This window comes from Streptomyces sp. JNUCC 64 (assembly GCF_054484115.1).
On record NZ_CM137015.1, the window covers coordinates 1948748 to 1970587 of the forward strand.

The window sequence follows — 21840 nt, forward strand, 5'->3', positions numbered from 1 at the left end:
ATTTTAGTGTCAAGCGCGCCACGCGGGGCCTTCCGGCAGCCGGGCACCACCGACCGAAGGCACCCGAGGGGAGAACGACCCCGGCCGTCGGTCCGGTGAACCCGGCGGCGCGGTGAAACCCGGTGGCCCTCGGACGTCGGCTCTGCGAACCTCCGGGCACATGGTTGACGACTGCTTCGGACATCCGCGGCTCGCCGCGATCTACGACCCGCTCGACCCCGACCGCGGCGACCTCGACGCCTACCTCCGGATCGCGGCGGAGTCCGGGGCGCGCCGGGTGCTGGACATCGGCTGTGGCACCGGGGTGTTCGCGCTCCTCCTGGCCGACCGGGGGATCGAGGTCGTCGGGGTCGACCCGGCCCGCGCGTCCCTCGACGTCGCGCGGGCCAAGCCGGGCGCCGAACGGGTGCGCTGGATCCACGGGGACGCCACGGCCCTTCCACCGCTGCGGGTCGACCTGGTGACGATGACGGCGAACGTCGCCCAGGCCGTCGTCGACCCGGGAGCCTGGCGGAACACCCTGCGGGGCGCCCACGAGGCGCTGCGGCCCGGTGGAGACCTGGTCTTCGAGACCCGTGATCCGGCCGGGCGCGCCTGGGAGGAATGGACCCCGGAGAGGTCCCACCGCGTGACGGAGGTCCCCGGGGTCGGCGCCGTCCGCAGCTGGGTCCGGCTGGTCGAGGTGGCACCGCCCCTGGTGACCTTCCGCTGGACCTACGTCTTCGCGGCGGACGGGCGGGTGCTGACGTCGGACTCGACGCTGCGCTTCCGGGAACGCGAGGAGGTCGAGGCGGACCTGGCCGCCCACGGCTACCTGGTGCGGGAGGTGCGGGACGCGCCCGACCGGCCGGGCCGGGAGTTCGTCTTCCTCGCCCGGCGCCCCGCCACCCGGCGACGGCCTGCAGGACACGGGCCTGCCGGGACCGGCCAGTACCCTCGCGGCCGACGGCCCTCGCGGATGACCGTCCCCGCCGCCGGGCGCGGGCGGCACGGACACGCTCCCGGCCGCGCCCGCGCCCCGGCGGCGCTCAGGGGCCGCCTCAGCCGCCCGTGGAGGCCCCGTCGGCCTTCGCGGGCACCTCGGCGGTACGGGCCGCCGAACCGCCGAACAGCGCGCGGACCCGGGCGAGCGCGCCGCCCGGTGACGTCCTCGCCCGGTGGCCCTGCACCCGGGGGTCGTCCGTCACGTCGTACCGCCGCACGTACGCCCCGAGGAACGCCTGGAGGGTAGCGACCGCCGGAATGGCGATCAGGGCGCCGACCGCGCCGAGCAGCGCCGTGCCCGCGATCACCGAGCCGAAGGCGACGGCGGGGTGGATGTCGACGGTCCGCGCGGTCAGCTTCGGCTGCAGGAGGTAGTTCTCGAACTGCTGGTACACCACCACGAAGATCAGCACCCAGAGCGAGTACCAGGGGTCGACCGTGAACGCGATCAGCATGGGCAGCGCGCCCGCGAGATAGGTGCCGATGGTCGGGATGAACTGCGAGACGAGCCCGACCCACACCGCCAGCGCGGGTGCGTAGGGCACCTCCAGCGCCTGGAACAGGACGTAGTGCGCGATGCCCGAGGCGAGCGCCATCAGACCGCGCGAGTAGAGGTAGCCGCCCGTCTTGTCGACGGCGATCTCCCACGCGCGCAGCACCTCGGCCTGCCGGGCGGGCGGCAGGACGGAGCACAGCGCGCGCCGCAGCCGGGGCCCGTCGGCCGCGAAGTAGAACGAGAACAGCAGCACGGTGAGCAGTTCGAACAGCCCGCCCAGCACCTGCGCGGAGACGTCGAGCACACCGGTCGCGCTGTTCTGGAGGTACTTCTGGAGCCAGTCGGAGTGGACGAGGCTGTCCTGGACCTTGACGCGGTTCAGTTCCGTCTCGAACGTCAGGTTGATCCAATTGATGACCGAGTCGAGGTACTTCGGGAAGTCCTCGGTGATGCTCGCGATCTGGTTGGCGAGCATCGACCCCATCATGGTGACGAAGCCCGCGGTGACGACCACCAGGCCGAGGAACACCGTGGCCGTGGCGAGGCCCCGGCGCATTCCGCGCGCCGCCATCCAGCTCACGGCGGGCTCGATGGCCAGCGCCAGGAAGAAGGCGATCAGGATGTTGACGAGGAGCCCGGTGAGCTGGTGGAACGCCCAGCTGCCGAGCTGGAAGCAGCCGTAGAGGGCGAGCGCGAGCGCGATGGCCCTGGGCAGCCAGCGGGGCATCCGGGCACCGTGGAGAGCCGCCGTGACAGCGGGCGGCGGGTCCTGCCCGGGGCCGGGTTCCGGAGGCGTCCGGATGGTTCCGGCGCCGGCCCCCCGGCCGGGTGAGTTGCCCGTCTCGCGCGCGTTGTCGTCCGTGTCGTCTATGGATGCCACGGGGCAAGTCTGGACTACGCCGTCCGGAACGGTCCCCCACCGGTCGCGATCCCGCTGCGCGGAGGCCCGGGGAAACCGGTGGGCCGGGTCCGCGCACCGTGACCGGCCGTCCCGCGCGCGGGCGCTCCGGTGGACGGCCGTCACCCCGACGGTGACCGGCCTCCGCCCCGTGTCCGCCCGCCCCTCCGGGGCTCCGTACGGGGCCGTCCGGCACGCGGGTCAGCGCAGCCCTTGGGGCACCCCGACCGCCTCGCAGACCGCCCGCCACACGTCCTTGGCCTCCCAGCCCTCCGCGAGCGCCTGGTGCACCGTGCGTCCGCCCAGCTCGGCCATCACGTGGTCACGGGCGAAGGACTCGGCGTAGGCCGCCCCGAAGTGGTCCGCCATCCGCTGCCAGAAAACCGTCAACCGCATGACCCCAGTATCCCGCCCCTGAGAGTGCAGCCGGGCCGGTACGCCTCCCCGCGCGCGAATCGGCCTCTACGGTCATGACATGGCCGAATCCGGAGCTTTCCCCCTGCCCCCGCAGCCCGCCGCGACCCGCGGCGCCGTCCCGACGCCCGGCGCGGCACGGCCCGCCCCGGCGCACACCCCGCTCGCCCGCGCGGCGGACTTCCTGTGGCTCACCGCCCGGGTGCTGGAACAGCGCAGGTTCGCGTACGAGTTCCTGGGCACGGCCGAGGCCGACGCGGTGGAGACCGCGCTCGACGCGTACCGCACCGACGACGACGGCTACGGCCACGGCCTCGAACCGGACCTCAGGGGCCCGGTGAGCCAGCCGCTGCACGCCGCGCACGCGCTGCGGGTGCTCGACGCCATCGGGCGGTGCGGCGGACAGCGGGTGGAGCGGCTGTGCCGCCATCTGACGTCGGTGTCGACCTCCGAGGGCGCCCTGCCGTCGGTGCTGCCGACCCAGCGGGCCTACCCGGCGGCGCCGTTCGTGCCGGTGGTGGACCATCCGGCCGGCGACCTCCTCGCGACGGGCCCCGTGGTGGGCCTGCTGCACCGCAACGACGTCTGGCACGCCTGGCTGTTCCGCGCCACCGACTTCTGCTGGCACGCGGTGGAGTCCCTGGAGAAGTCGCATCCCTACGAGGTCGAGGCGGCGATCGTGTTCCTGGACGCCGTACCGGACCGTTCCCGCGCCGAGGCCGCCGCCGACCGGCTGGGGCGCCTGGTGCGGGAGCAGCGCCTCGCGGTGCTGGATCCCGCGCGCCTGGACGACTACCCGGTGGCGCCCGGGTACGCGCCCAAGGAGCACCACTACCCGCACCACTTCGCGCGTTCCCCGCGCTCGCTGGCGCGCCGGTGGTTCACGGACACGGAGATGAACCGTTCCCTGGACGTGCTGGCGGCGCAGCAGCAGGGCGACGGGGGCTGGCCGATCCAGTGGCGGTTGTGGGCGCCCGGTACGGCGCTTGAGTGGCGTCCCATCGTCACCCTGGAGGCGCTGCGCACCCTGCGGGCGTACGGGCGGCCCATCGGCTGAGCGCCCGCCCCGGTGACCGGCTCAGCCGGTCACCGCCCGCACCCCGGCCGTGACGACGACGGCCGTCCCCACGACGACCAGGAAGGGCGCCCTGAGGACTAGGGCGAGGGTCGCCGCGGCCAGCCCGGCGGCCCGGGCGTCGAGGACCAGCGTCCGTCCCTCGGAGAAGGTCTGCTGCGCCGTGAGGGCGGCGAGCAGCGCGACGGGCACCAGGGCGGCCAGCCGTCGCACCAGGGGGCGTTCCAGGGCGCCCGCGGGCACCAGGAGTCCGAGCAGTTTGACGGCGTAGCAGCCGACGGCGGTGACCCCGATCGCGATCCATACGGTCGTGGTGCTCATCGGCGGGCCCGCCTTCCTTCCGTGTCGTGCGTTCCGTCCGTACCGTCCGCGTCGTCCGTACCGCCGGCCGGGTCCGGTCCGGTGCCGGGAGCGTCCCGGCGGGGGTCGGCGTCCGGGGCCCGGGAGCCGTCCGGGCGGGCGGCGCGTCCGCTGACGTACAGGACCACGGGCGCGGCGAGCGCCGAGAGCAGGACCGGCACCCCGGCGGGCAGCACCGGCAGCAGACCCAGGTTGAGCAGCACCGCCAGGCCCGCGACGGCGCGTTCGGCGGTGGTCCGGAGCATGGGGGCCAGCAGGGCGAGGAAGACGGCGGGTCCGGCGGCGTCGAGCCCCCACGCGCCGGTGTCGCCGATGGCCTCCGCGCCGAGGACGCCCAGCAGGGTGGTGAGGTTCCAGAGCACGTAGAGGGTGATCCCGGTGACCGTGAAGCCGACCCGGGCGGCCCGGCGGGTGGGCTGGGCGAGGGAGACGGCGGTGGTCTCGTCGATGACCCAGTGCGCGGCGAACGGACGCACCGCGCGCGGGAGGGCGAGCACCTGGGACAGGCGCAGTCCGTAGAAGGCGTTGCGGACGCCGAGGAAGAACGCCCCAGCGGCGGCGGTCAGCGGATTGCCGCCCGCAGCGAGGGCGCCCACCAGGGCGAACTGGGAGGCCCCGGTGAAGACCAGGAGGCTCAGGGCGCACGCCTGGAGGAGGGTGAGTCCGCTGCCCGCCGCCGTCACGCCGAAGGCGAAGCCGGACAGCCCCACCGCGACGCCCACCCCGAGGGAGTCCCTGATCACGGCGGTGTCGTCGCGGGGCGGCGCCCCCGGCCCGGATCCGGGTCCCGGGTCACCCGGGGTGCCCGCTATGCCCGCTCCGGCGGGTGTCGTCTGTTCTGTCACGCCCTCGACGGTACGACGGGCCCGGCGGGCGTTTCTTGTACGTTCCTGCGCTCCCGCTGGTAGGCGCCCGGCGGGACCCCCACGATCCGGGTGAAGTGCCGGTTGAGGTGGGGCTGGTCGGTGAAGCCGACGGCGAGCGCCGCTTCGGCGGGTGGCGTACCGGCGTCCAGGAGACGGCGGGCGCGGCGCACCCGGGCGTCCGTGAGCCAGGTGTGCGGGGGCATGCCGTAGGCCGCCCGGAAGGCGCGCAGCAGGGCGAACGGGCTGGTCCCGAGTTCGGCGGCGAGGCGGTGCAGGGTCGGCGGCCGGTCCATGCGCTCTTCCAGCGCGGCACGGGCCCGGGCGGCGGTACGGGCACCCGCCGAGTGGACGGCCCGCTCGGGCAGCGGCCCGCCGTTGCGCCGCAGCAGCCGGGTGACGGTGACCCTCAGCAGGGTGTCGGCGGCCAGCGCGTCGCCCTCGTCGGCGGCGCGCAGCACCCGGTGCACCAGGGCGGCGGCGTGGGGGTCGTCGAGGACCGGGCTGACGAAGCCGGGGGCACCGCGCAGGGTGGTGGTCTCGGCGGCGATCTCCGCGACCAGCCCGGGGGCGGGGTAGACCGCGCCGTACCGCCAGCCCTCGGGGACCCCGGCCCGTCCGGTGTGCGGGGTGTCGGGGTTGACCAGGGCGAGCGCGCCGGGGCCCGCGTAACGGTCGGCGCCGCCGTGGTGGAAGACCTCCACGCCCTCGCTGATCGCGGCGATCACGAAGTCCTCGTGGGTGTGGCGCACGAAGGTCTTGCGGACGTACCGGGCCCGCAGCAGGTCCACCCCGGGCAGTTCCGGATACCGCCAGTGCCGCGCGCGTTCCCCCTGACCGGCCATGTCCCCATTCTGCGCCGCGCGGGACCCGGGCCGGTGTCGGGGCGGTTCCCGCAGGGCGGGACGGGCCGGGCTGGAGGCGACCCGACGGGCGGACGCGGCCGGATCGAGCCGTCCCCGCCCCGGCCAGACCCGGCCGGGGCGGGGACAGCCGGGGACGGGCGGGCACGCCGGGCGGGGACTGACGGGGTCGAGCACCCGAGGAGCGGGGCGTTCGCGCAGGTCGGAGCGATTGTCAGTGGTCGGGTGCAGGATGGGGGCATGGTGACGTCCGCCCTCGACACGTTCTCCCCCGCGACCCGCGGCTGGTTCTCGGGGGCGTTCTCCGCGCCCACGAGCGCCCAGAGCGGCGCGTGGCGGGCGATCGCCGAGGGCTCGGACGTGCTGGTCGTGGCGCCCACCGGCTCCGGCAAGACGCTGGCGGCGTTCCTGGCGGCGCTGGACCGGCTGGCCTCCACCCCGGCCCCGGCCGAGCCGAAGAAGCGGTGCCGGGTGCTGTACGTGTCCCCGTTGAAGGCCCTCGCGGTGGACGTGGAGCGCAATCTCCGCAGCCCGCTGACGGGCATCCGGCAGGAGGCGGTGCGGCTCGGGCTGCCGGAGCCGGAGGTCCGGGTCGGCATCCGCTCGGGCGACACCCCCGCCGCCGAGCGCCGGTCGCTGGCCACCCGCCCGCCGGACATCCTGATCACCACTCCGGAGTCGCTGTTCCTGATGCTGACCTCGTCCGCCAGGGAGGCCCTGGCGGGGGTGGAGACGGTCATCCTGGACGAGGTGCACGCCGTGGCGGGCACCAAGCGGGGGGCGCACCTCGCGCTCTCCCTGGAGCGGCTGGACGAGCTGCTGGAGCGGCCCGCGCGACGGATCGGGCTCTCCGCGACGGTCCGTCCGGTGGACGAGGTGGCCCGCTATCTGTCCCCGCGCGGGAAGGTGGAGATCGTCCAGCCGCCCTCGGGCAAGGAGTTCGACCTGTCGGTGGTCGTCCCGGTGGAGGACCTGGGCGAACTGGGCGGCTCGCCCGCGTCGCAGGCCGGCGAGGACGGGGAGCGGCCCTCGATCTGGCCGCACGTGGAGGAGCGGATCACCGACCTGGTGCAGAGCCACCGCTCCACGATCGTGTTCGCCAACTCCCGGCGCCTGGCGGAACGGCTGTGCAACCGGCTGAACGAGATCGCCCACGAGCGGGCCACCGGCGTCCCGTTGGCGGAGTCCCACGCCCCGGCCGAGGTGATGGGCGGCTCCGGCGCCGTCCTGGGCGCCCCTCAGGTCATCGCGCGGGCGCACCACGGCTCGGTCTCCAAGGAGCAGCGGGCGCTGGTCGAGGAGGACCTGAAGGCGGGACGGCTGCCGGCCGTCGTCGCCACGTCCAGTCTGGAGCTGGGCATCGACATGGGCGCGGTCGACCTGGTGGTGCAGGTGGAGTCGCCGCCGTCGGTGGCCTCCGGGCTCCAGCGGGTGGGCCGGGCGGGGCACCAGGTGGGAGCGGTGTCGACGGGGGTCGTGTTCCCGAAGTACCGGGGCGATCTGGTGCAGTCGGCGGTGGTCACGGAGCGGATGCGCACGGGCGCGATCGAGTCGCTGCGGGTGCCCGCCAACCCCTTGGACGTGCTCGCGCAGCAGTTGGTCGCCATGACCGCGATGGACACCTGGCAGGTGGACGACCTGCTGGCACTGGCCCGGCGGGCCGCCCCGTTCGCCTCGCTGCCGGAGTCGGCGTTCACGGCGGTGCTGGACATGCTCGCGGGCCGCTACCCCTCCGACGCGTTCGCGGAGCTGCGCCCGCGCGTGGTGTGGGACCGGATCGCGGGGACGGTCACCGGCCGCCCCGGCGCCCAGCGGCTGGCGGTCACCTCGGGCGGGACGATCCCCGACCGGGGCCTGTTCGGGGTGTTCCTCGCCGGGGCCGACCCCAAGCGGGGCGGCGGCCGGGTGGGCGAGCTGGACGAGGAGATGGTCTACGAGTCGCGGATCGGGGACGTGTTCACCCTCGGCACCAGCTCGTGGCGGATCGAGGACATCACCCGGGACCGGGTGCTGGTCTCCCCCGCCCCCGGTGTCCCGGGCCGCCTCCCGTTCTGGAAGGGCGACCAGCTGGGCCGTCCGCTGGAGCTGGGCCGGGCGGTGGGCGCGTTCCTGCGCGAGGTGGGCGCCCTGCCCCGGGAAGACGCCCGGCGGCGGCTGACCGCCGCCGGACTCGACGCGTGGGCCGCCGACAACGTCCTCGCCTATCTGGACGAGCAGCGCGCCGCCTGCGGGCACGTGCCCGACGACCGCACCATCGTGGTGGAGCGGTTCCGCGACGAGCTGGGCGACTGGCGGATCGTCGTGCACTCCCCGTTCGGTGCGCAGGTGCACGCCCCCTGGGCGCTCGCGCTGGGCGCCCGGCTCACCGAGCGGTACGGCATGGACGCGCAGGTCATGCACGCCGACGACGGTCTGGTGCTCCGGCTCCCGGACGCCGATCTGATGGGGTTGGACCTCCTCGACGCGGACCCCGGCGGCCCGGGCGGCACGGGCACGGAGTACGACGCGGAGCGGGCCCCCGTGGGCGCCGCCGACGTGGTCTTCGACCGGGGCGACGTGGACCAGGTCGTCACGGAACGGGTCGGCGGGTCGGCCCTGTTCGCGTCCCGGTTCCGGGAGTGCGCGGCCCGGGCCCTGCTGCTGCCCCGCCGCAGCCCCGGCAAGCGCACCCCGCTGTGGCAGCAGCGCCAGCGCGCCGCCCAGCTCCTGGAGGTGGCGAGCGACTTCGGGTCCTTCCCGATCGTGCTCGAAGCGGTCCGCGAGTGCCTCCAGGACGTGTTCGACGTCCCCGGGCTCACCGAGCTGATGGGCGACATCGAAGCCCGACGGGTCCGGCTGGTGGAGGTCACCACCCCGGAGCCCTCGCCCTTCGCGCGGTCCCTGCTGTTCGGCTACGTCGCCCAGTTCCTCTACGAGGGCGACTCACCGCTGGCGGAGCGCCGGGCGGCGGCCCTGTCCCTGGACTCCCGGCTGCTCGCGGAGCTGCTCGGTCAGGCGGAGCTGCGGGAGCTGCTGGACCCCGAGGTGCTGGCCGAGCTGGAGGCCGAGCTCCAGTGGCGCACCGAGGACCGTCGGGTCAAGGACGCGGAGGGCGTCGCCGACCTGCTGCGGCTGCTCGGCCCGCTGACGCCCGGGGAGCTGGCCGAGCGGGGCGCCGAGGACGGGTGGGCCGGGGAGCTGGCGGCGGCCCGGCGCGCGATCCGGGTCCGGATCGCCGGGGTGGAGCACTGGGCGGCGGTCGAGGACGCGGGCAGACTGCGGGACGCCCTGGGCACGGCGCTGCCGGTCGGGGTGCCCGAGGCGTTCACGGAACCGGTCAAGGACCCGCTGGGCGACCTCCTCGCCCGGTACGCCCGGACGCACGGACCGTTCACCTCGACCACGGCGGCGGCCCGCTTCGGACTGGGCGGCGCGGTCACGGACGGCGCGCTGCGACGGCTGGCGGCGGCGGGCCGGGTCGTCCAGGGCGAGTTCCACCCGGCGGGCATCGGCCAGGAGTGGTGCGACGCGGCGGTCCTGCGACGGCTGCGCCGCCGTTCGCTGGCCGCCCTGCGCCAGGAGCTGGAACCGGTCCCCCCGGCGGCCCTCGCCCAGTTCCTCCCCCGGTGGCAGCACATCGGGGACCGCGGGGGGCTGCGCGGCACGGACGGCCTGGCGCGGGCGGTCGAACAGCTCCAAGGCGCGTCGGTGCCGGCCTCCGCACTGGAGCGGCTGGTGCTGCCGTCCCGGGTCACCGGCTACACCCCCGCGACGCTGGACGAGCTGACCGCCTCGGGCGAGGTGGTGTGGGCCGGCGCGGGCGCCCTGCCCGGCAAGGACGGCTGGATCTCCCTGTACCTGGCGGACGCGGCGCCCCTGCTGCTGCCCCCGCCCCACCCGCTGGAGGAGACGGCGCTCCACCGGTCCGTCCTCGACGCCCTCTCCGGCGGCTACGGCCTGTTCTTCCGCCAGATCGCCGACCGGGTACGGGCCACCACCCACCCGGAGGCCACCGACCCCCAGCTGGCCGACACGATCTGGGACCTCACCTGGTCGGGACGGCTGACCAATGACACCCTCGCCCCGCTGCGGGCCCTGCTCGGCTCGGGCCGCACCGCCGGTTCGACCGCGCACCGCGCCCGGCGGACGGTCCCGCGCGGCCGCTACGGCTCCCTGACGGCCGCCGCCCGACCGGCCTCCCGGAGCGGTCCCCCGACGGTCGGCGGCCGCTGGTCCCTGCTCCCGGCGGCGGAGACCGAGCCGACGCCGCGCGCCCACGCCCTGGCCCGCACCCTGCTGGACCGGCACGGGGTGGTGACCCGGGGCGCCGTGGCGGCGGAGGGCGTCGAGGGCGGTTTCTCGGCGGCCTACCGGGTGTTGTCGGCGTTCGAGGAGAGCGGTCAGGCACGGCGCGGCTATGTGGTCGAGGGGCTGGGCGGAGCCCAGTTCGCCATGGACGGCGCGGTGGACCGGCTCCGGGCGACGGCCACCGCGCGGGAACGCGGCGAGCGCTCCCCGGAGCCCTTCCCCGACGACCCGTCCGTCCCCCGCACCGGCGGCATCCCCGACTTCCCCGCCGACCCCGGTCACGCCCCGCCCCCCACCGGTCGGCCCCCCGCCCCCGGCGTCGGCCCACGGGCGGTCCTGCTGGCCGCCGCCGACCCCGCCAACGCGTACGGCGCGGCCCTGCCCTGGCCCGAGCCGCCCGCCGGAGCGGGCCACAAACCCGGTCGCAAGGCGGGATCGCTGGTCGTCCTGGTCGACGGCGAGCTGACGCTCTACCTGGAACGGGGCGGCAAGACCCTGCTGGCCTGGCCCACCCACCCGGACAGCGGCCCCGGACCGGACGACCCCCGGCTGACGGCGGCGGCCGGGGCGGTCGCCCGCGCGGCCCGGGACGGCGCGCTGGGCACCCTCACTGTGGAGCGGGTCAACAGGGAACCCGCGCTGACCTCGGCGTTCGGCACCGTTCTGGAGGGCGCGGGGTTCCACGCCACCCCCCGGGGGCTCCGTCTGCGCGGATGAGCAATGCTCACGCCCCACGCACCCCGGCGCCCGCACGCCCCGCCCGCACCGGCCGCACGCCCCGCCCGCACCGGCCGCACGTCCCGTCCGCTCCCGCACAGAGGCCGCACCACACCACCCCGGGGAACGGGCACGGCGGCCCGGGCCGGTTCCATGGCAGGCTTGACGCATGCCCGAGGGCGACACGGTGTGGCGGACGGCGCGCGAGCTGGACGAAGCGCTCGCCGGACATTCACTCGTCCGCTCCGACCTGCGGGTTCCCCGGCTCGCCACGGTGGATCTGACGGGCCGCACGGTCCTGGAGGTGGCTCCTCGGGGCAAACACCTGCTGACCCGTGTCGAGGGCGGGCTGACCCTCCACTCACATCTGCGCATGGACGGCGCATGGCGGGTGTACCGCCCCGGTGAACGCTGGCGCGGCGGGCCCACGCACCAGATCCGGGCCGTCCTCGGCACCGCGACGGCCACGGCGGTCGGTTACCGGCTGCCCGTGCTCGATCTGCTGCGCACCCGCGACGAGGCCCGGGTGGTCGGCCATCTCGGGCCCGATCCACTGGGCCCGGACTGGGACCCGGACCGGGTGCGGGAGAACCTGCTCGCGGTTCCCGGGCGGCCCCTCGGGGAGGCGCTGCTGGACCAGCGCGTCCTCGCCGGGATCGGCAACGTCTACCGGGCGGAGCTGTGCTTCCTGGTCGGCGCGACGCCCTGGCTGCCGGTCGGGGAACTGCCCGCCGACCGCCTGTCCGGGCTGCCCGCGCTCGCCCGGCGGCTGCTGACGGCGAACCGCGACCGTCCCCGGCGCGTCACCACCGGTCACGACCGCGAACCGCTGTTCGTCTACGGCCGCGCCCCGCGCCCCTGCCCCCGCTGCGGCACCCCGGTACGCCGCACCGAGTGGGGCGAGGGTTCCCGGGTCCGTCCCGTCTACTGGTGTCCCGGCTGCCAGTCCGGCCCCTCACCATGACCGGACGCCCCTGAGACCCGGCCGGTGCCCACCGGCCCGCCCTCCGGCCCGTCACGCCGTCCGCCCCGCCGAAGCCGTCCACCCTTATGCAGCCGTCCGGCCTCCCGGAGCCGTCCACCCGTCCGGGGCCGTCCACGCCGCCGGACGCGGGCAGCGGCGGGCGCGGGCGCGCAGTGCACCGGCAGCAGACTGAGCCCCCATCCACCGGCGGCCACCGTCGCCTCCAGCGCCCCCGCCGAAGGGGCCAGGGCCAGCCTCAGCGCCGCCCACCACCAGAGCGCGCCGCCCACCACGGCGACGGCCCGGACCGCGCCCCGCCGCCCCGGCACCGCCACCACGCGCGGCGGGGCCTCAGCCGTTCTCCGCCTGGAACATCCAGTGGTGCTTCTCCAGGTCGGCCGTGATCTGGATGAGGATGTCCTGGCTCACCGGGTCGGCGTCGGCGGTGGCGTCGACCCGGGCGCGCATCCGGCCGATCACCGAGGCCAGCGCGGTGACGAGGGTGCCGACCGCGTCCGTGTCCTTGATCCAGCCGTCCGGCACCGGGCCGACGCCGGAGGTGCGGGCCACCGTCTCGGCACGGCCGTCCGGCGGGACGCCCAGGGTCGAGGCGCGCTCGGCGACCGTGTCGGAGTGCAGCCGCGCGGTGTCCACCACCTCGTCGAGCTGGAGGTGCACGGAGCGGAAGCGGGGGCCGACGACGTTCCAGTGGATCTGCTTGGAGACCAGCGAGAGGTCCACCAGATCCACCAGCGCGCCCTGGAGGGCCTCGGCGACGGTCTTCATGTCGGCATCGGACAGCGGACTCTTGACGACGTACATGCCGGTCCTCCGGTTCCACGATCGGGATCAGGCCACTTCAACCATGGCACACCTACCCAAAAGGGGTCACCCAAACCGGGGCCTTCCCGCCTGGGCCAGGCAGGCCACCGGGGCCCGTCGGCCGGTCCGGATCAGGGCGGACGACCGGAGGGGGCGAGGTCCGGACACGGCGAGGGCCCCGGTTCCGGACCGCCCCCGTTCGGGGGGTCCGGGGCCGGGGCCCTGGTGAATAGCCGGTGACGCCGTGTACCGGGGACGCCGCGTGCCGTCAGGCCGCGACCACGTCCACCGCCTCCGCGGGCGCCTTGATCGTGACCCGTTCCGGTGGCACGCCGGTCACCGAGACGGAATTGAGCATCGGGCGCACCGGTGCGGGCACCGACTCGTTGGCCCGCGCCGACTCGGCCAGCTCGGCGAGGGCGAGCTCGTCGCTCACCTCACGCATGAGCTCGGACATCCGTACGTCAAGCGCGTCGCAGATGGCGGAGAGCAGTTCGGAGGAAGCCTCCTTCTGCCCCCGCTCCACCTCGGAGAGATAGCCGAGTGACACTCGGGCGGACGAGGAGACTTCGCGCAGAGTACGGCCCTGGCGCTGGCGCTGCCGACGCAGCACGTCACCCAACAGGCGACGGAGCAGAATCATCGGTTGCTCCCTCCTCGGACCGTGTAGCCGCATCCTTCACGCCCCACCGTACCGCCTCGTGCCGCGGCCGTGCGGGGAGCGATGTCGTGTTCACTCAGGGCTGCAAACATCAAGTCCCCCCGTTCTGTTCCGTATCCTGTGCGCGGTCGTTCACCGGTTGGCCCGACAGCAGCTCCAGCAGGAGACCGAGCACGCTGCGTACACTCTCCCTACGGATTTCCGTCCGGTCGCCGTTCAACCGCAATGCGACCACTTTGCCGCCATCCCGTGGCCCGCGCACGGCGACGTACACCGTGCCGACCGGCCGCCCGTCCTGCGGCTCGGGGCCCGCGACCCCCGTGGTGGCGATCCCCCAGTCCGCTCCGAGGACCCGGCGGACCCCGTCCGCCATGCTCAGCGCCACCTCGCCGTCCACGGCCCCCCGCGCCGCCAGCAGCCCGCCGTCGACGCCGAGCAGCCGCTCCTTGACGGGGGTGGCGTAGGCGGTGACCGAGCCGCGGAAGGCCCGTGAGGCGCCCGGTACGTCGGTGAGGGCCGCCGCGACCAGACCGCCGGTCAGCGACTCCGCGACGGCGAGGGTCTCCCCCCGTTCCCGCAGCAGTCGCAGGGCCCCGGCAGCCGCCCCGCTCACCGTTCGGCGTCCCGCTCGACGGTCAGCCGGGGGCTCGCGCCCCCGGGCGTTCCGCCCTCCACGCGCTCCCGCGCTCCGGCTCCCCGCTGGGGGTCATCCGGCCCGGTCGCGCCACGGGCGGCGGACGTCCCGCCCGGCGCCCCGTCCCCGGCGGCCCCGGTCCCGGGAGTCACGGCCTCGGGCACCGCGCGCCCTTCCCGCCGGGCCGCCTCGCGTTCGGCGGCGGCGAGGCTCTCGGCGGCCTGGGCACGGCGTTCCGCGATGCCCTGGCGGCGCAGCACCACGGCCTGGCGGACGTAGTCGAGGCCGGTGAGGACGGTGAGGACGACGGCGAGGGCCATCACCCAGAACCGCAGGGTGGCGAGCGGACCGGTGAGCGCCAGTACGTACATCCCGACGGCGGTGCCCTGGGCCAGGGTCTTCATCTTGCCGCCACGGCTCGCCGGGATCACTCCGTAGCGGATCACGATGAAGCGCAGCAGGGTGACGCCCAGCTCACGGCCGAGGATCACACCCGTGACCCACCAGGGCAGATCGCCGAGCGAGGAGAGGCAGATCAGCGCGGCGCCCATGATCGCCTTGTCGGCGATGGGGTCGGCGATCTTGCCGAAGTCGGTGACCAGGTTGTACGTCCGCGCCAGATGACCGTCGAAGAGGTCGGTGATCATGGCGATGGCGAACGCCGCCCAGGCGAGGGAGCGCCAGGCCGGGTCGTAGCCGCCACCGGCCAGCATCAGCGCCACGAAGCCCGGCACGAGGAGCAGCCGGACCATGGTGAGGATGTTGGCGATGTTCCACAGGCTGGCCTGGTTGACGGCCGCGGCGCCCAGCTTGCCGCCGCGCACCGGACGGCCGGGACCGTCCGTCGCGGATGCCGGGACTCCCGTCATCTGGCCGCCTCCTCGGAACACACGCCGCTCGTGGTCAGCTCCATGACCTCCGCCAGGAGGTCGACGCCCTCGGTGCCCACCACCTTCGCCCTGACCATACGGCCCACGGCGAGCCCGGCGGCGCCGGTGAAGCGCACCTGGCCGTCGGTCTCCGGCGCCTGGTGGGCGCCACGGCCCACGGCCGGGTCGTCCTCGTCGTCGGAGCCGAGGGACTCGACCAGTACCTCAAGTGTCTCCCCGAGGCGCTCGTCGGCGCGCTGGGCGGTGAGCTCGTCGGCCAGCCGGGAGACCCGGGCGAGACGGTCCGCGACGGTGTCCTCGTCGTGCTTGACCTCGTAGGTGGCCGCCTCGGTGCCCTCCTCGTCGGAGTAACCGAACACCCCGATGGCGTCGAGGCGCGCATGGGTGAGGAACCGCTCCAGCTCCGCGAGGTCGTCCTCGGTCTCGCCGGGGAACCCGACGATGAAGTTGGACCGCACCCCGGCCTCGGGGGCCTTGCCCCGGATCTGGTCGAGCAGTTCCAGGAAGCGGTCGGTGTCGCCGAAGCGGCGCATCGCCCGCAGCACCCCGGGGGCGGAGTGCTGGAACGACAGGTCGAAGTAGGGGGCGACCTTCTCGGTGGAGGTGAGCACGTCGATCAGGCCGGGGCGCATCTCGGCGGGCTGCAGATAGCTGACGCGGACCCGCTCGATGCCGTCGACGGCGGCCAGCTCCGGCAGCAGCGTCTCCAGGAGGCGGATGTCGCCCAGGTCCTTGCCGTAGGAGGTGTTGTTCTCGGAGACCAGCATGATCTCCTTGACGCCCTGCTCGGCGAGCCAGCGGGTCTCGCCGAGGACGTCGGAGGGGCGGCGCGAGATGAAGGAGCCCCGGAACGAGGGGATGGCGCAGAACGTACAGCGCCGGTCACAGCCGGAGGCCAGCTTCACGGAGGCGACGGGCGAGGAGCCGAGGCGGCGGCGCAGCGGCGCGCGGGGACCCGACGCGGGGGCGAGCCCCTCGGGGAGGTCGCGGGGCGCGGGGGCGTCCACCGGCGCGTGTCCGGGCAGGGCCACGGCGGATCCGGCGGCCTGGCGCTCGGCCGGGCTGACGGGGAGCAGCTTGCGGCGGTCGCGGGGGGTGTGGGAGGCGTGGACGCCGCCGCTGAGGATGGTCTGGAGGCGGTCGGAGATGTCCGCGTAGTCGTCGAAGCCGAGGATGCCGTCGGCTTCGGGGAGGGCTTCCGCGAGGTCCTTGCCGTACCGCTCCGCCATGCAGCCGACGGCCACCACGGCCTGCGTTCTCCCGTGTCCCTTGAGGTCGTTGGCCTCCAGGAGGGCGTCGACGGAGTCCTTCTTGGCGGCGTCGACGAAGCCGCAGGTGTTGACGACGGCGACGTCCGCGTTCTCGGCGTCCTCGACGAGCTGCCAGCCGTCCGCCTCCAAGCGGCCTGCCAACTCCTCCGAGTCCACCTCGTTACGGGCGCAGCCAAGAGTGACGAGAGCGACGGTGCGGCGTTCGGGCATGGGCTCAAGACTACTTCGTCCCGGTGACACCCCTCGCGCCTCGGGCACCCTCTCCGGGCCGGGGACGGCGCGCGGGCGGGGGCGGTCCGTCCGGCGGGGGCCTCGGTGGCCCCCGCCGGGGTGGGTCAGCCCGCCTGGGGGTCGCCCTTGGTGTAGCTCAGACGTTCGACCTGGCCGGGCTGGAAGTCGTCCTCGATGGCCTTGCCGTTGACGAACAGCTCGATGGCGCCCGCGTCCCCCAGGACCAGGTCGATCCGCTGCTTGTCCTGGAAGGTCTTGGACTCGCCGCGCTCCAGGTGCCCGTCGAAGAGGGTGCGCCCGTTGTGGTCCTTGGCCGAGATCCAGCTGCGGCCGTCGGGGGCGGTGACCTTGACGGTGACCTTGTCCTGGGGGACGGCGGCGAGGGCGCTGTCGGACGGGGCGGGCTTGGGGTCGGCGGGCTTGGGCGGGGCGGACTTGGTCTTGGTGGTCCCGGCGGCGGAGGTGGAACCGCTGCCGGCCACCGGCGTCCGCTCGCGGTCCTTGCCCCCGTCGTCGCCCTTGAAGGCGGTGAAGCCGACGAAACCGATGACGGCGACGATCGCCGCGACCATGGCGGCGGTCCAGTTGGGGCGGCGCGGCTCGGGCCGGATCCGTTCGGCCTCGAAGAGCGGGGCGGCCGGGGTCGGGGCGGGGCGACCGCCGCGGTCGGCGTCGAAGCGCTCCAGCAGTTCGGCGGGGTCCAGGCCGACCGCGCGGGCCAGCGTCCTGAGGTGCCCGCGCGCGTAGACGTCCCCTCCGCACCGGCTGAAGTCGTCCTGCTCGACGGCGTGGATGATCGGGACGCGCACCCGGGTGGCGGTGCTGACCTCGTCCACGGTCAGCCCGGAGTCGAGCCGCGCCCGCTGGAGGACACGGCCGATCGAGGGACGGTCGTCTGCCGGGGGATCGACGGGGCCGGGGTCGTCGGCCGGCCGGTCGTCTTCGGGGGAGTTGCCGATGGACACGGGGGCGCCTTTCGAGCGTGAGCCACCTGCTGGAGGTTCAGTCTAGGGGGGGTGTGAAAGGGCGGGGCAACCGGTGATGACGACTTTGTACGCCATTTGTACGCCGCCGGATTGGCCGCCCCCACCGAAGGTGATGACGTGCTGATTGTCCCTCCCCCCAACTTGACGAACGTGATGAGGAAACGGTTGCCCTCGGATCTCGAACGGGTGAGAGACGACCGGGAAGGTCACCGACCGGTCGGGGGGTGTCAACAGCGGGTCAACCGCCCGCCCCCGCCGTTCGACGGGAGCGGGCGAGGGCCGTGTGGGGAGGCCACCGGAAGGCCGACGGAACGGCCCCCCGGCGGGACCCCTACGGGGCCTCCGGAAGCGGGGCCGGAGGGGGCTCCGAGGGCGGTCAGGAGGCTCCGACGACGAGGGCGGACCGGGGTGTCGGGCCTTGGGCCCTAGGCCGGGCCCGGGGCCAAGGCCGGGCTAGCCTTCCGTCTCGCCCCGGATGACCGCCAGCACCCCGTCCAGTTCGTCGGCCTTCACCAGGACGTCACGCGCCTTGGAGCCCTCGCTGGGCCCCACGATGTTCCGGGACTCCATCAGGTCCATCAGACGGCCCGCCTTCGCGAAGCCGACGCGCAGCTTGCGCTGGAGCATCGAGGTGGAGCCGAACTGGGTGGAGACGACCAGTTCGGCGGCCTGGCAGAGCAGGTCGAGGTCGTCGCCGATGTCCTCGTCGATCTCCTTCTTCCGCTGGCCGCCGACCACCACGTCCTCGCGGAAGACGGGGGTCATCTGGTCCTTGCAGTGCTGGACCACCAGGGCCACCTCGTCCTCGGTGACGAAGGCGCCCTGCATCCGGGTCGGCTTGTTGGCGCCCATCGGCAGGAAGAGGCCGTCGCCCTTGCCGATGAGCTTCTCGGCGCCCGGCTGGTCCAGGATGACCCGGCTGTCGGCCAGCGAGGAGGTCGCGAACGCCAGCCGGGAGGGCACGTTCGCCTTGATGAGGCCGGTGACGACGTCCACCGAGGGCCGCTGGGTCGCGAGCACCAGATGGATTCCGGCCGCGCGGGCGAGCTGGGTGATGCGGACGATCGCGTCCTCCACGTCCCGGGGCGCCACCATCATCAGATCGGCCAGCTCGTCCACGATCACCAGGAGGTACGGGTACGGCTGGAGCTCCCGTTCGCTGCCCTCGGGGGCCTTGACCTTGCCGTTCCGTATGGCCTGGTTGAAGTCGTCGATGTGCCGGAAGCCGAAGGCGGCCAGGTCGTCGTAGCGCAGGTCCATCTCCCGGACCACCCACTGGAGGGCCTCGGCGGCGCGCTTGGGGTTGGTGATGATGGGGGTGATGAGGTGCGGGATGCCCTCGTAGGCCGTCAGCTCGACGCGCTTGGGGTCGATCAGCACCATCCGGACGTCCTCGGGGGTCGCCCGCATCATCACCGAGGTGATCAGGCAGTTGACGCAGGACGACTTGCCGGAGCCGGTGGCACCGGCCACCAGGACGTGCGGCATCTTCGCCATGTTGGCCATCACGTAGCCGCCCTCGACGTCCTTGCCGAGCGCGACGAGCATCGGATGGTCGTCCTCCGCCGCGTCCGCGAGCCGCAGCACGTCTCCGAGGTTGACCATCTCGCGGTCGGTGTTGGGGATCTCCACGCCGACCGCGGACTTGCCGGGGATGGGGCTGATGATCCGCACGTCGGGGCTGGCGACGGCGTAGGCGATGTTCTTGGTCAGCGCGGTGATCCGCTCGACCTTCACGGCGGGGCCCAGCTCCACCTCGTACCGGGTGACCGTCGGCCCCCGGGTGAAGCCGGTGACCGCGGCGTCGACCTTGAACTCCGTGAACACGGTGGTGAGCGAGGCGACCACGGCGTCGTTGGCGGCGCTGCGGGCCTTGCCGGGGCCACCGCGCTCCAACAGGTCCAGGGAGGGCAGCGCGTAGGTGATGTCGCCGCGCAGCTGGAGCTGCTCCGCGCGCGGGGGCAGGTCCCGGGGCGCCTCGGGCGGGGACTTGGTCAGATCGGGCACCAGGGCGCCGGGGCGCGCGGCGGCCGGGGCACCGGACACCGGGACGTCGCCCACCGGGGCGTCGGCGGCCCGGCCGCGCGCGGGCGGCACGGACGGCGTCGGCTCGGGGTCCCGGTCGACGGCGACGCCCTGGGTGAGATCGGCGACCAGCGGGGAGGGCGGCATCCCGTTGAGCACGGCGCCGTCGAGCGCGGCGGCCGCGGCGGCGGCCACGTCGACCGGGTCCATCGGCTGGTCCAGCGCGGGGCGCGCGGTGCGCCGACGGGGCGCGCGCCGCCGGAGCAGCGCCTCGTCCTCGGCCCGCTCCGGGTCGTACCCGCCCGGAGCGGTGGGACGCCGTCCGGGCAGCGCCTCGCGCCACTGGTCCTCGTACCGCTCGTCGTCGTCCCCGTCGACGGCGTACGCGTCGGGGTCGGCGACGGGCTCGACGAGGCCGAGCCGGGCGCCCAGCTGCCGCAGCCGCCGGGGAATGGCGTTGACGGGGGTGGCCGTGACCACGAGCAGCCCGAAGACCGTGAGCAGCACCAGCAGCGGAACGGCCAGCACCTCGCCCATCGTGTACGTCAGCGGGGTCGCCGCGCCCCAGCCGACCAGTCCCCCGGCGTCCCTTATCGCCTGCATGCCGTCGGCGCGGGCGGGCGAGCCGCAGGCGACGTGCACCTGGCCGAGGACCCCGACCACCAGGGCGGAGAGCCCGATGACGACGCGCCCGTTGGCGTCGGGGCGCTCGGGGTGGCGGATGAAGCGCACGGCGATGACGACGAGCAGTATCGGCACCAGCAGGTCGAGACGGCCGAACGCACCGGTGACCAGTATCTCCACGAGGTCGCCGACCGGGCCGCGCAGGTTCGACCAGGTGCCCGCGGCCACGATCAGCGCGAGGCCGAGCAGGAGCAGCGCCAGACCGTCCTTGCGGTGGGCCGGGTCGAGGCCCTTGGCGCCGCGTCCCACCCCCCGGAACAGGGCGCCTACGGCGTGGGCCGTGCCGAGCCAGAGCGCCCGGACGAGTCGGTAGAGCCCGTTGGTGGGGCTGGGAGCGGGCTTCGGCGCGGGCTTGGCGGCGGACTTCCCGGCGGCCGTCTTCCGGGCGGGTGCCTTCGCCGGGGTCTTGCGGGGCGGCGGCTTGCGGGCCGCGGCCTTCTTCGCCGGGGCCTTCGCCGGTGCTGCCGCCTTCTTGGCGGGCGACTTCTTGGCTGAGGGCTGACGTGAGGCCATGGGTGTGAGGTTACCGGTGCGGCCCGTGCGGGACACGCGTCGCACAGCTTCACCCGTTCGTGTCGTTCTCCCCGGGGGCACTCCTTGACGCCCGGATGGCCCACGCCCCTGGCGCCCCGTCAGCCCCCGTGCGACGCACCCGTCCCACGCCCCACGAACGCACACCCCACACCATGAGCGCCCCCACGCCCACCCCTCAGTACCCCACAAGCCCGCACAGCACCCCACGCCCCGGCTCCCCCGCCGGGACCGCTGGTCTCCCCTACCGTCCTCAGCGTCCCGTTCGCGCCCTCCGGCGCGCCCTCATGGACCGGGGTTCCACCAGGAACCGGCGGCCACGCTCAGCCCCACACATCCGTTCGCGCCCTTGGCGAGCGCCCCGCTCCGCGCTCTCCGCCCAGCGCACGCCGGGAAGCCCCATGACGGGGCACGAGGAGGCACGATGACGAGCCGGGCGGAACACCCGGCATCAGGACGGTGCGGAGGAACCCGGTACGGAGGGGACGAGCCGTCAGCTCGGGGAGGGAACGGACGCGGCTCCGGCGCCCGTTCCGGGCTCCAGCGCGTCGAGGGCCCGGCGCAGTCCGGTCAGTTTCCGTTCGAGGTGGGCGGCGGTCGCCACGGCGGCGGCGTCACCGGCGTCGTCGTCGAGCTGCTTCGACAGCGCCTCGGCCTGCTCCTCCACCGCGGCCAGCCGCGCCGACAACTCGGCGAGCAGCCCCACGGACTCCTTGCCCCCGGTGCCCGAACCGCCGCCTTCGAGCTGGAGGCGCAGCAGCGCCGCCTGCTCCCGCAGCTGGCAGTTCTTCATGTACAGCTCCACGAACACCGACACCTTCGCCCGCAGCACCCAGGGGTCGAAGGGCTTGGAGATGTAGTCCACGGCGCCCGCCGCGTAACCGCGGAAGGTGTGGTGGGGACCGTGGTTGATCGCGGTGAGGAAGATGATCGGGATGTCCCTGGTCCGCTCCCGCCGCTTGATGTGCGCGGCGGTCTCGAACCCGTCCATGCCCGGCATCTGGACATCCAGCAGGATGACCGCGAAGTCATCGGTGAGCAGCGCTTTCAGCGCCTCTTCCCCGGACGATGCCCGCACCAGCGTCTGATCGAGCGCGGAGAGGATGGCCTCCAGCGCGAGCAGATTCTCCGGCCGGTCATCGACCAGGAGGATCTTCGCCTTCTGGACCATGGCCCGCCCTCCT

Annotated in this window: 16 protein-coding genes and 1 pseudogene; 4 read left to right on the forward strand and 13 right to left on the reverse strand. The window is 74.5% G+C overall.

Annotated elements, in window-relative coordinates:
- Positions 1-160: 160 nt before the first annotated feature.
- Positions 161-883 (forward strand): annotated as a pseudogene (locus tag ACVWNX_RS07575) (class I SAM-dependent methyltransferase); the annotation flags it as partial.
- Positions 884-1040: 157 nt separating this feature from the next.
- Here ACVWNX_RS07575 and ACVWNX_RS07580 read toward each other — a convergent pair.
- Both ACVWNX_RS07580 and ACVWNX_RS07585 read right to left on the reverse strand, forming a co-directional pair.
- Positions 1041-2207, reverse strand: coding sequence for an AI-2E family transporter (locus ACVWNX_RS07580; protein ID WP_454413117.1), 1167 nt, complete (start codon positions 2205-2207; stop codon positions 1041-1043).
- A 372-nt stretch (positions 2208-2579) separates the two neighbouring features.
- Positions 2580-2774, reverse strand: a complete 195-nt coding sequence (locus tag ACVWNX_RS07585; protein ID WP_454413118.1) for a DUF3046 domain-containing protein — start codon at positions 2772-2774, stop codon at positions 2580-2582.
- A 79-nt stretch (positions 2775-2853) separates the two neighbouring features.
- Here ACVWNX_RS07585 and ACVWNX_RS07590 point away from each other — a divergent pair, with 79 nt between their 5' ends.
- Entirely contained in the window at positions 2854-3849 is a 996-nt protein-coding gene (locus ACVWNX_RS07590) for a hypothetical protein (RefSeq protein WP_454413119.1), read from the forward strand.
- A 21-nt stretch (positions 3850-3870) separates the two neighbouring features.
- Here the strand turns inward: ACVWNX_RS07590 and ACVWNX_RS07595 are convergent, their stop codons facing one another.
- Genes ACVWNX_RS07595 through ACVWNX_RS07605 form a run of 3 tightly spaced genes read right to left on the reverse strand, consistent with a single transcriptional unit; the run spans position 3871 to position 5935 of the window.
- Positions 3871-4188, reverse strand: a complete 318-nt coding sequence (locus ACVWNX_RS07595; protein WP_454413120.1) for an AzlD domain-containing protein — start codon at positions 4186-4188, stop codon at positions 3871-3873.
- Positions 4185-5072, reverse strand: coding sequence for an AzlC family ABC transporter permease (locus tag ACVWNX_RS07600; RefSeq protein ID WP_454413121.1), 888 nt, complete (start codon positions 5070-5072; stop codon positions 4185-4187). Before ACVWNX_RS07600 ends, ACVWNX_RS07595 begins: the two co-directional genes overlap by 4 nt.
- On the reverse strand, positions 5069-5935 hold the full coding sequence (locus tag ACVWNX_RS07605) for an AraC family transcriptional regulator (RefSeq protein ID WP_454413122.1): 867 nt from the start codon (positions 5933-5935) through the stop codon (positions 5069-5071). The genes ACVWNX_RS07600 and ACVWNX_RS07605 overlap by 4 nt, the downstream gene beginning before the upstream one ends.
- A gap of 258 nt (positions 5936-6193) precedes the next feature.
- Here ACVWNX_RS07605 and ACVWNX_RS07610 point away from each other — a divergent pair, with 258 nt between their 5' ends.
- Entirely contained in the window at positions 6194-10957 is a 4764-nt protein-coding gene (locus ACVWNX_RS07610) for an ATP-dependent helicase (protein WP_454413123.1), read from the forward strand.
- A gap of 169 nt (positions 10958-11126) precedes the next feature.
- Entirely contained in the window at positions 11127-11921 is a 795-nt protein-coding gene (locus tag ACVWNX_RS07615; protein WP_454413124.1) for an Fpg/Nei family DNA glycosylase, read from the forward strand.
- A gap of 351 nt (positions 11922-12272) precedes the next feature.
- Here ACVWNX_RS07615 and ACVWNX_RS07620 read toward each other — a convergent pair whose 3' ends face one another.
- The 8 genes from ACVWNX_RS07620 to ACVWNX_RS07655 all read right to left on the reverse strand — a co-directional run bounded on the left by ACVWNX_RS07620 (position 12273) and on the right by ACVWNX_RS07655 (position 21827).
- Positions 12273-12743: a Dps family protein gene (locus ACVWNX_RS07620; protein WP_454413125.1), complete on the reverse strand. Its 471-nt coding sequence runs from the start codon at positions 12741-12743 to the stop codon at positions 12273-12275.
- A gap of 268 nt (positions 12744-13011) precedes the next feature.
- Positions 13012-13386 (reverse strand): helix-turn-helix domain-containing protein, encoded by a 375-nt coding sequence (locus ACVWNX_RS07625; RefSeq protein WP_454413126.1) that lies wholly within the window; start codon positions 13384-13386, stop codon positions 13012-13014.
- A 109-nt stretch (positions 13387-13495) separates the two neighbouring features.
- Positions 13496-14017 carry a CinA family protein gene (locus ACVWNX_RS07630; protein WP_454413127.1) on the reverse strand — a complete coding sequence of 174 codons (522 nt, stop codon included), beginning with the start codon at positions 14015-14017 and terminating at the stop codon, positions 13496-13498.
- Positions 14014-14907: a CDP-diacylglycerol--glycerol-3-phosphate 3-phosphatidyltransferase gene (pgsA, locus tag ACVWNX_RS07635; protein WP_454413128.1), complete on the reverse strand. Its 894-nt coding sequence runs from the start codon at positions 14905-14907 to the stop codon at positions 14014-14016. The genes ACVWNX_RS07630 and pgsA overlap by 4 nt, the downstream gene beginning before the upstream one ends.
- Positions 14904-16409 carry a 30S ribosomal protein S12 methylthiotransferase RimO gene (rimO, locus tag ACVWNX_RS07640; protein WP_454413129.1) on the reverse strand — a complete coding sequence of 502 codons (1506 nt, stop codon included), beginning with the start codon at positions 16407-16409 and terminating at the stop codon, positions 14904-14906. The genes pgsA and rimO overlap by 4 nt, the downstream gene beginning before the upstream one ends.
- A 125-nt stretch (positions 16410-16534) precedes the next feature.
- On the reverse strand, positions 16535-17395 hold the full coding sequence (locus ACVWNX_RS07645; RefSeq protein WP_454413130.1) for a helix-turn-helix domain-containing protein: 861 nt from the start codon (positions 17393-17395) through the stop codon (positions 16535-16537).
- A gap of 474 nt (positions 17396-17869) precedes the next feature.
- Positions 17870-20638 (reverse strand): DNA translocase FtsK, encoded by a 2769-nt coding sequence (locus ACVWNX_RS07650; RefSeq protein WP_454413131.1) that lies wholly within the window; start codon positions 20636-20638, stop codon positions 17870-17872.
- A 511-nt stretch (positions 20639-21149) separates the two neighbouring features.
- Positions 21150-21827 carry a response regulator gene (locus ACVWNX_RS07655; RefSeq protein ID WP_454413132.1) on the reverse strand — a complete coding sequence of 226 codons (678 nt, stop codon included), beginning with the start codon at positions 21825-21827 and terminating at the stop codon, positions 21150-21152.
- Positions 21828-21840: the final 13 nt, after the last annotated feature.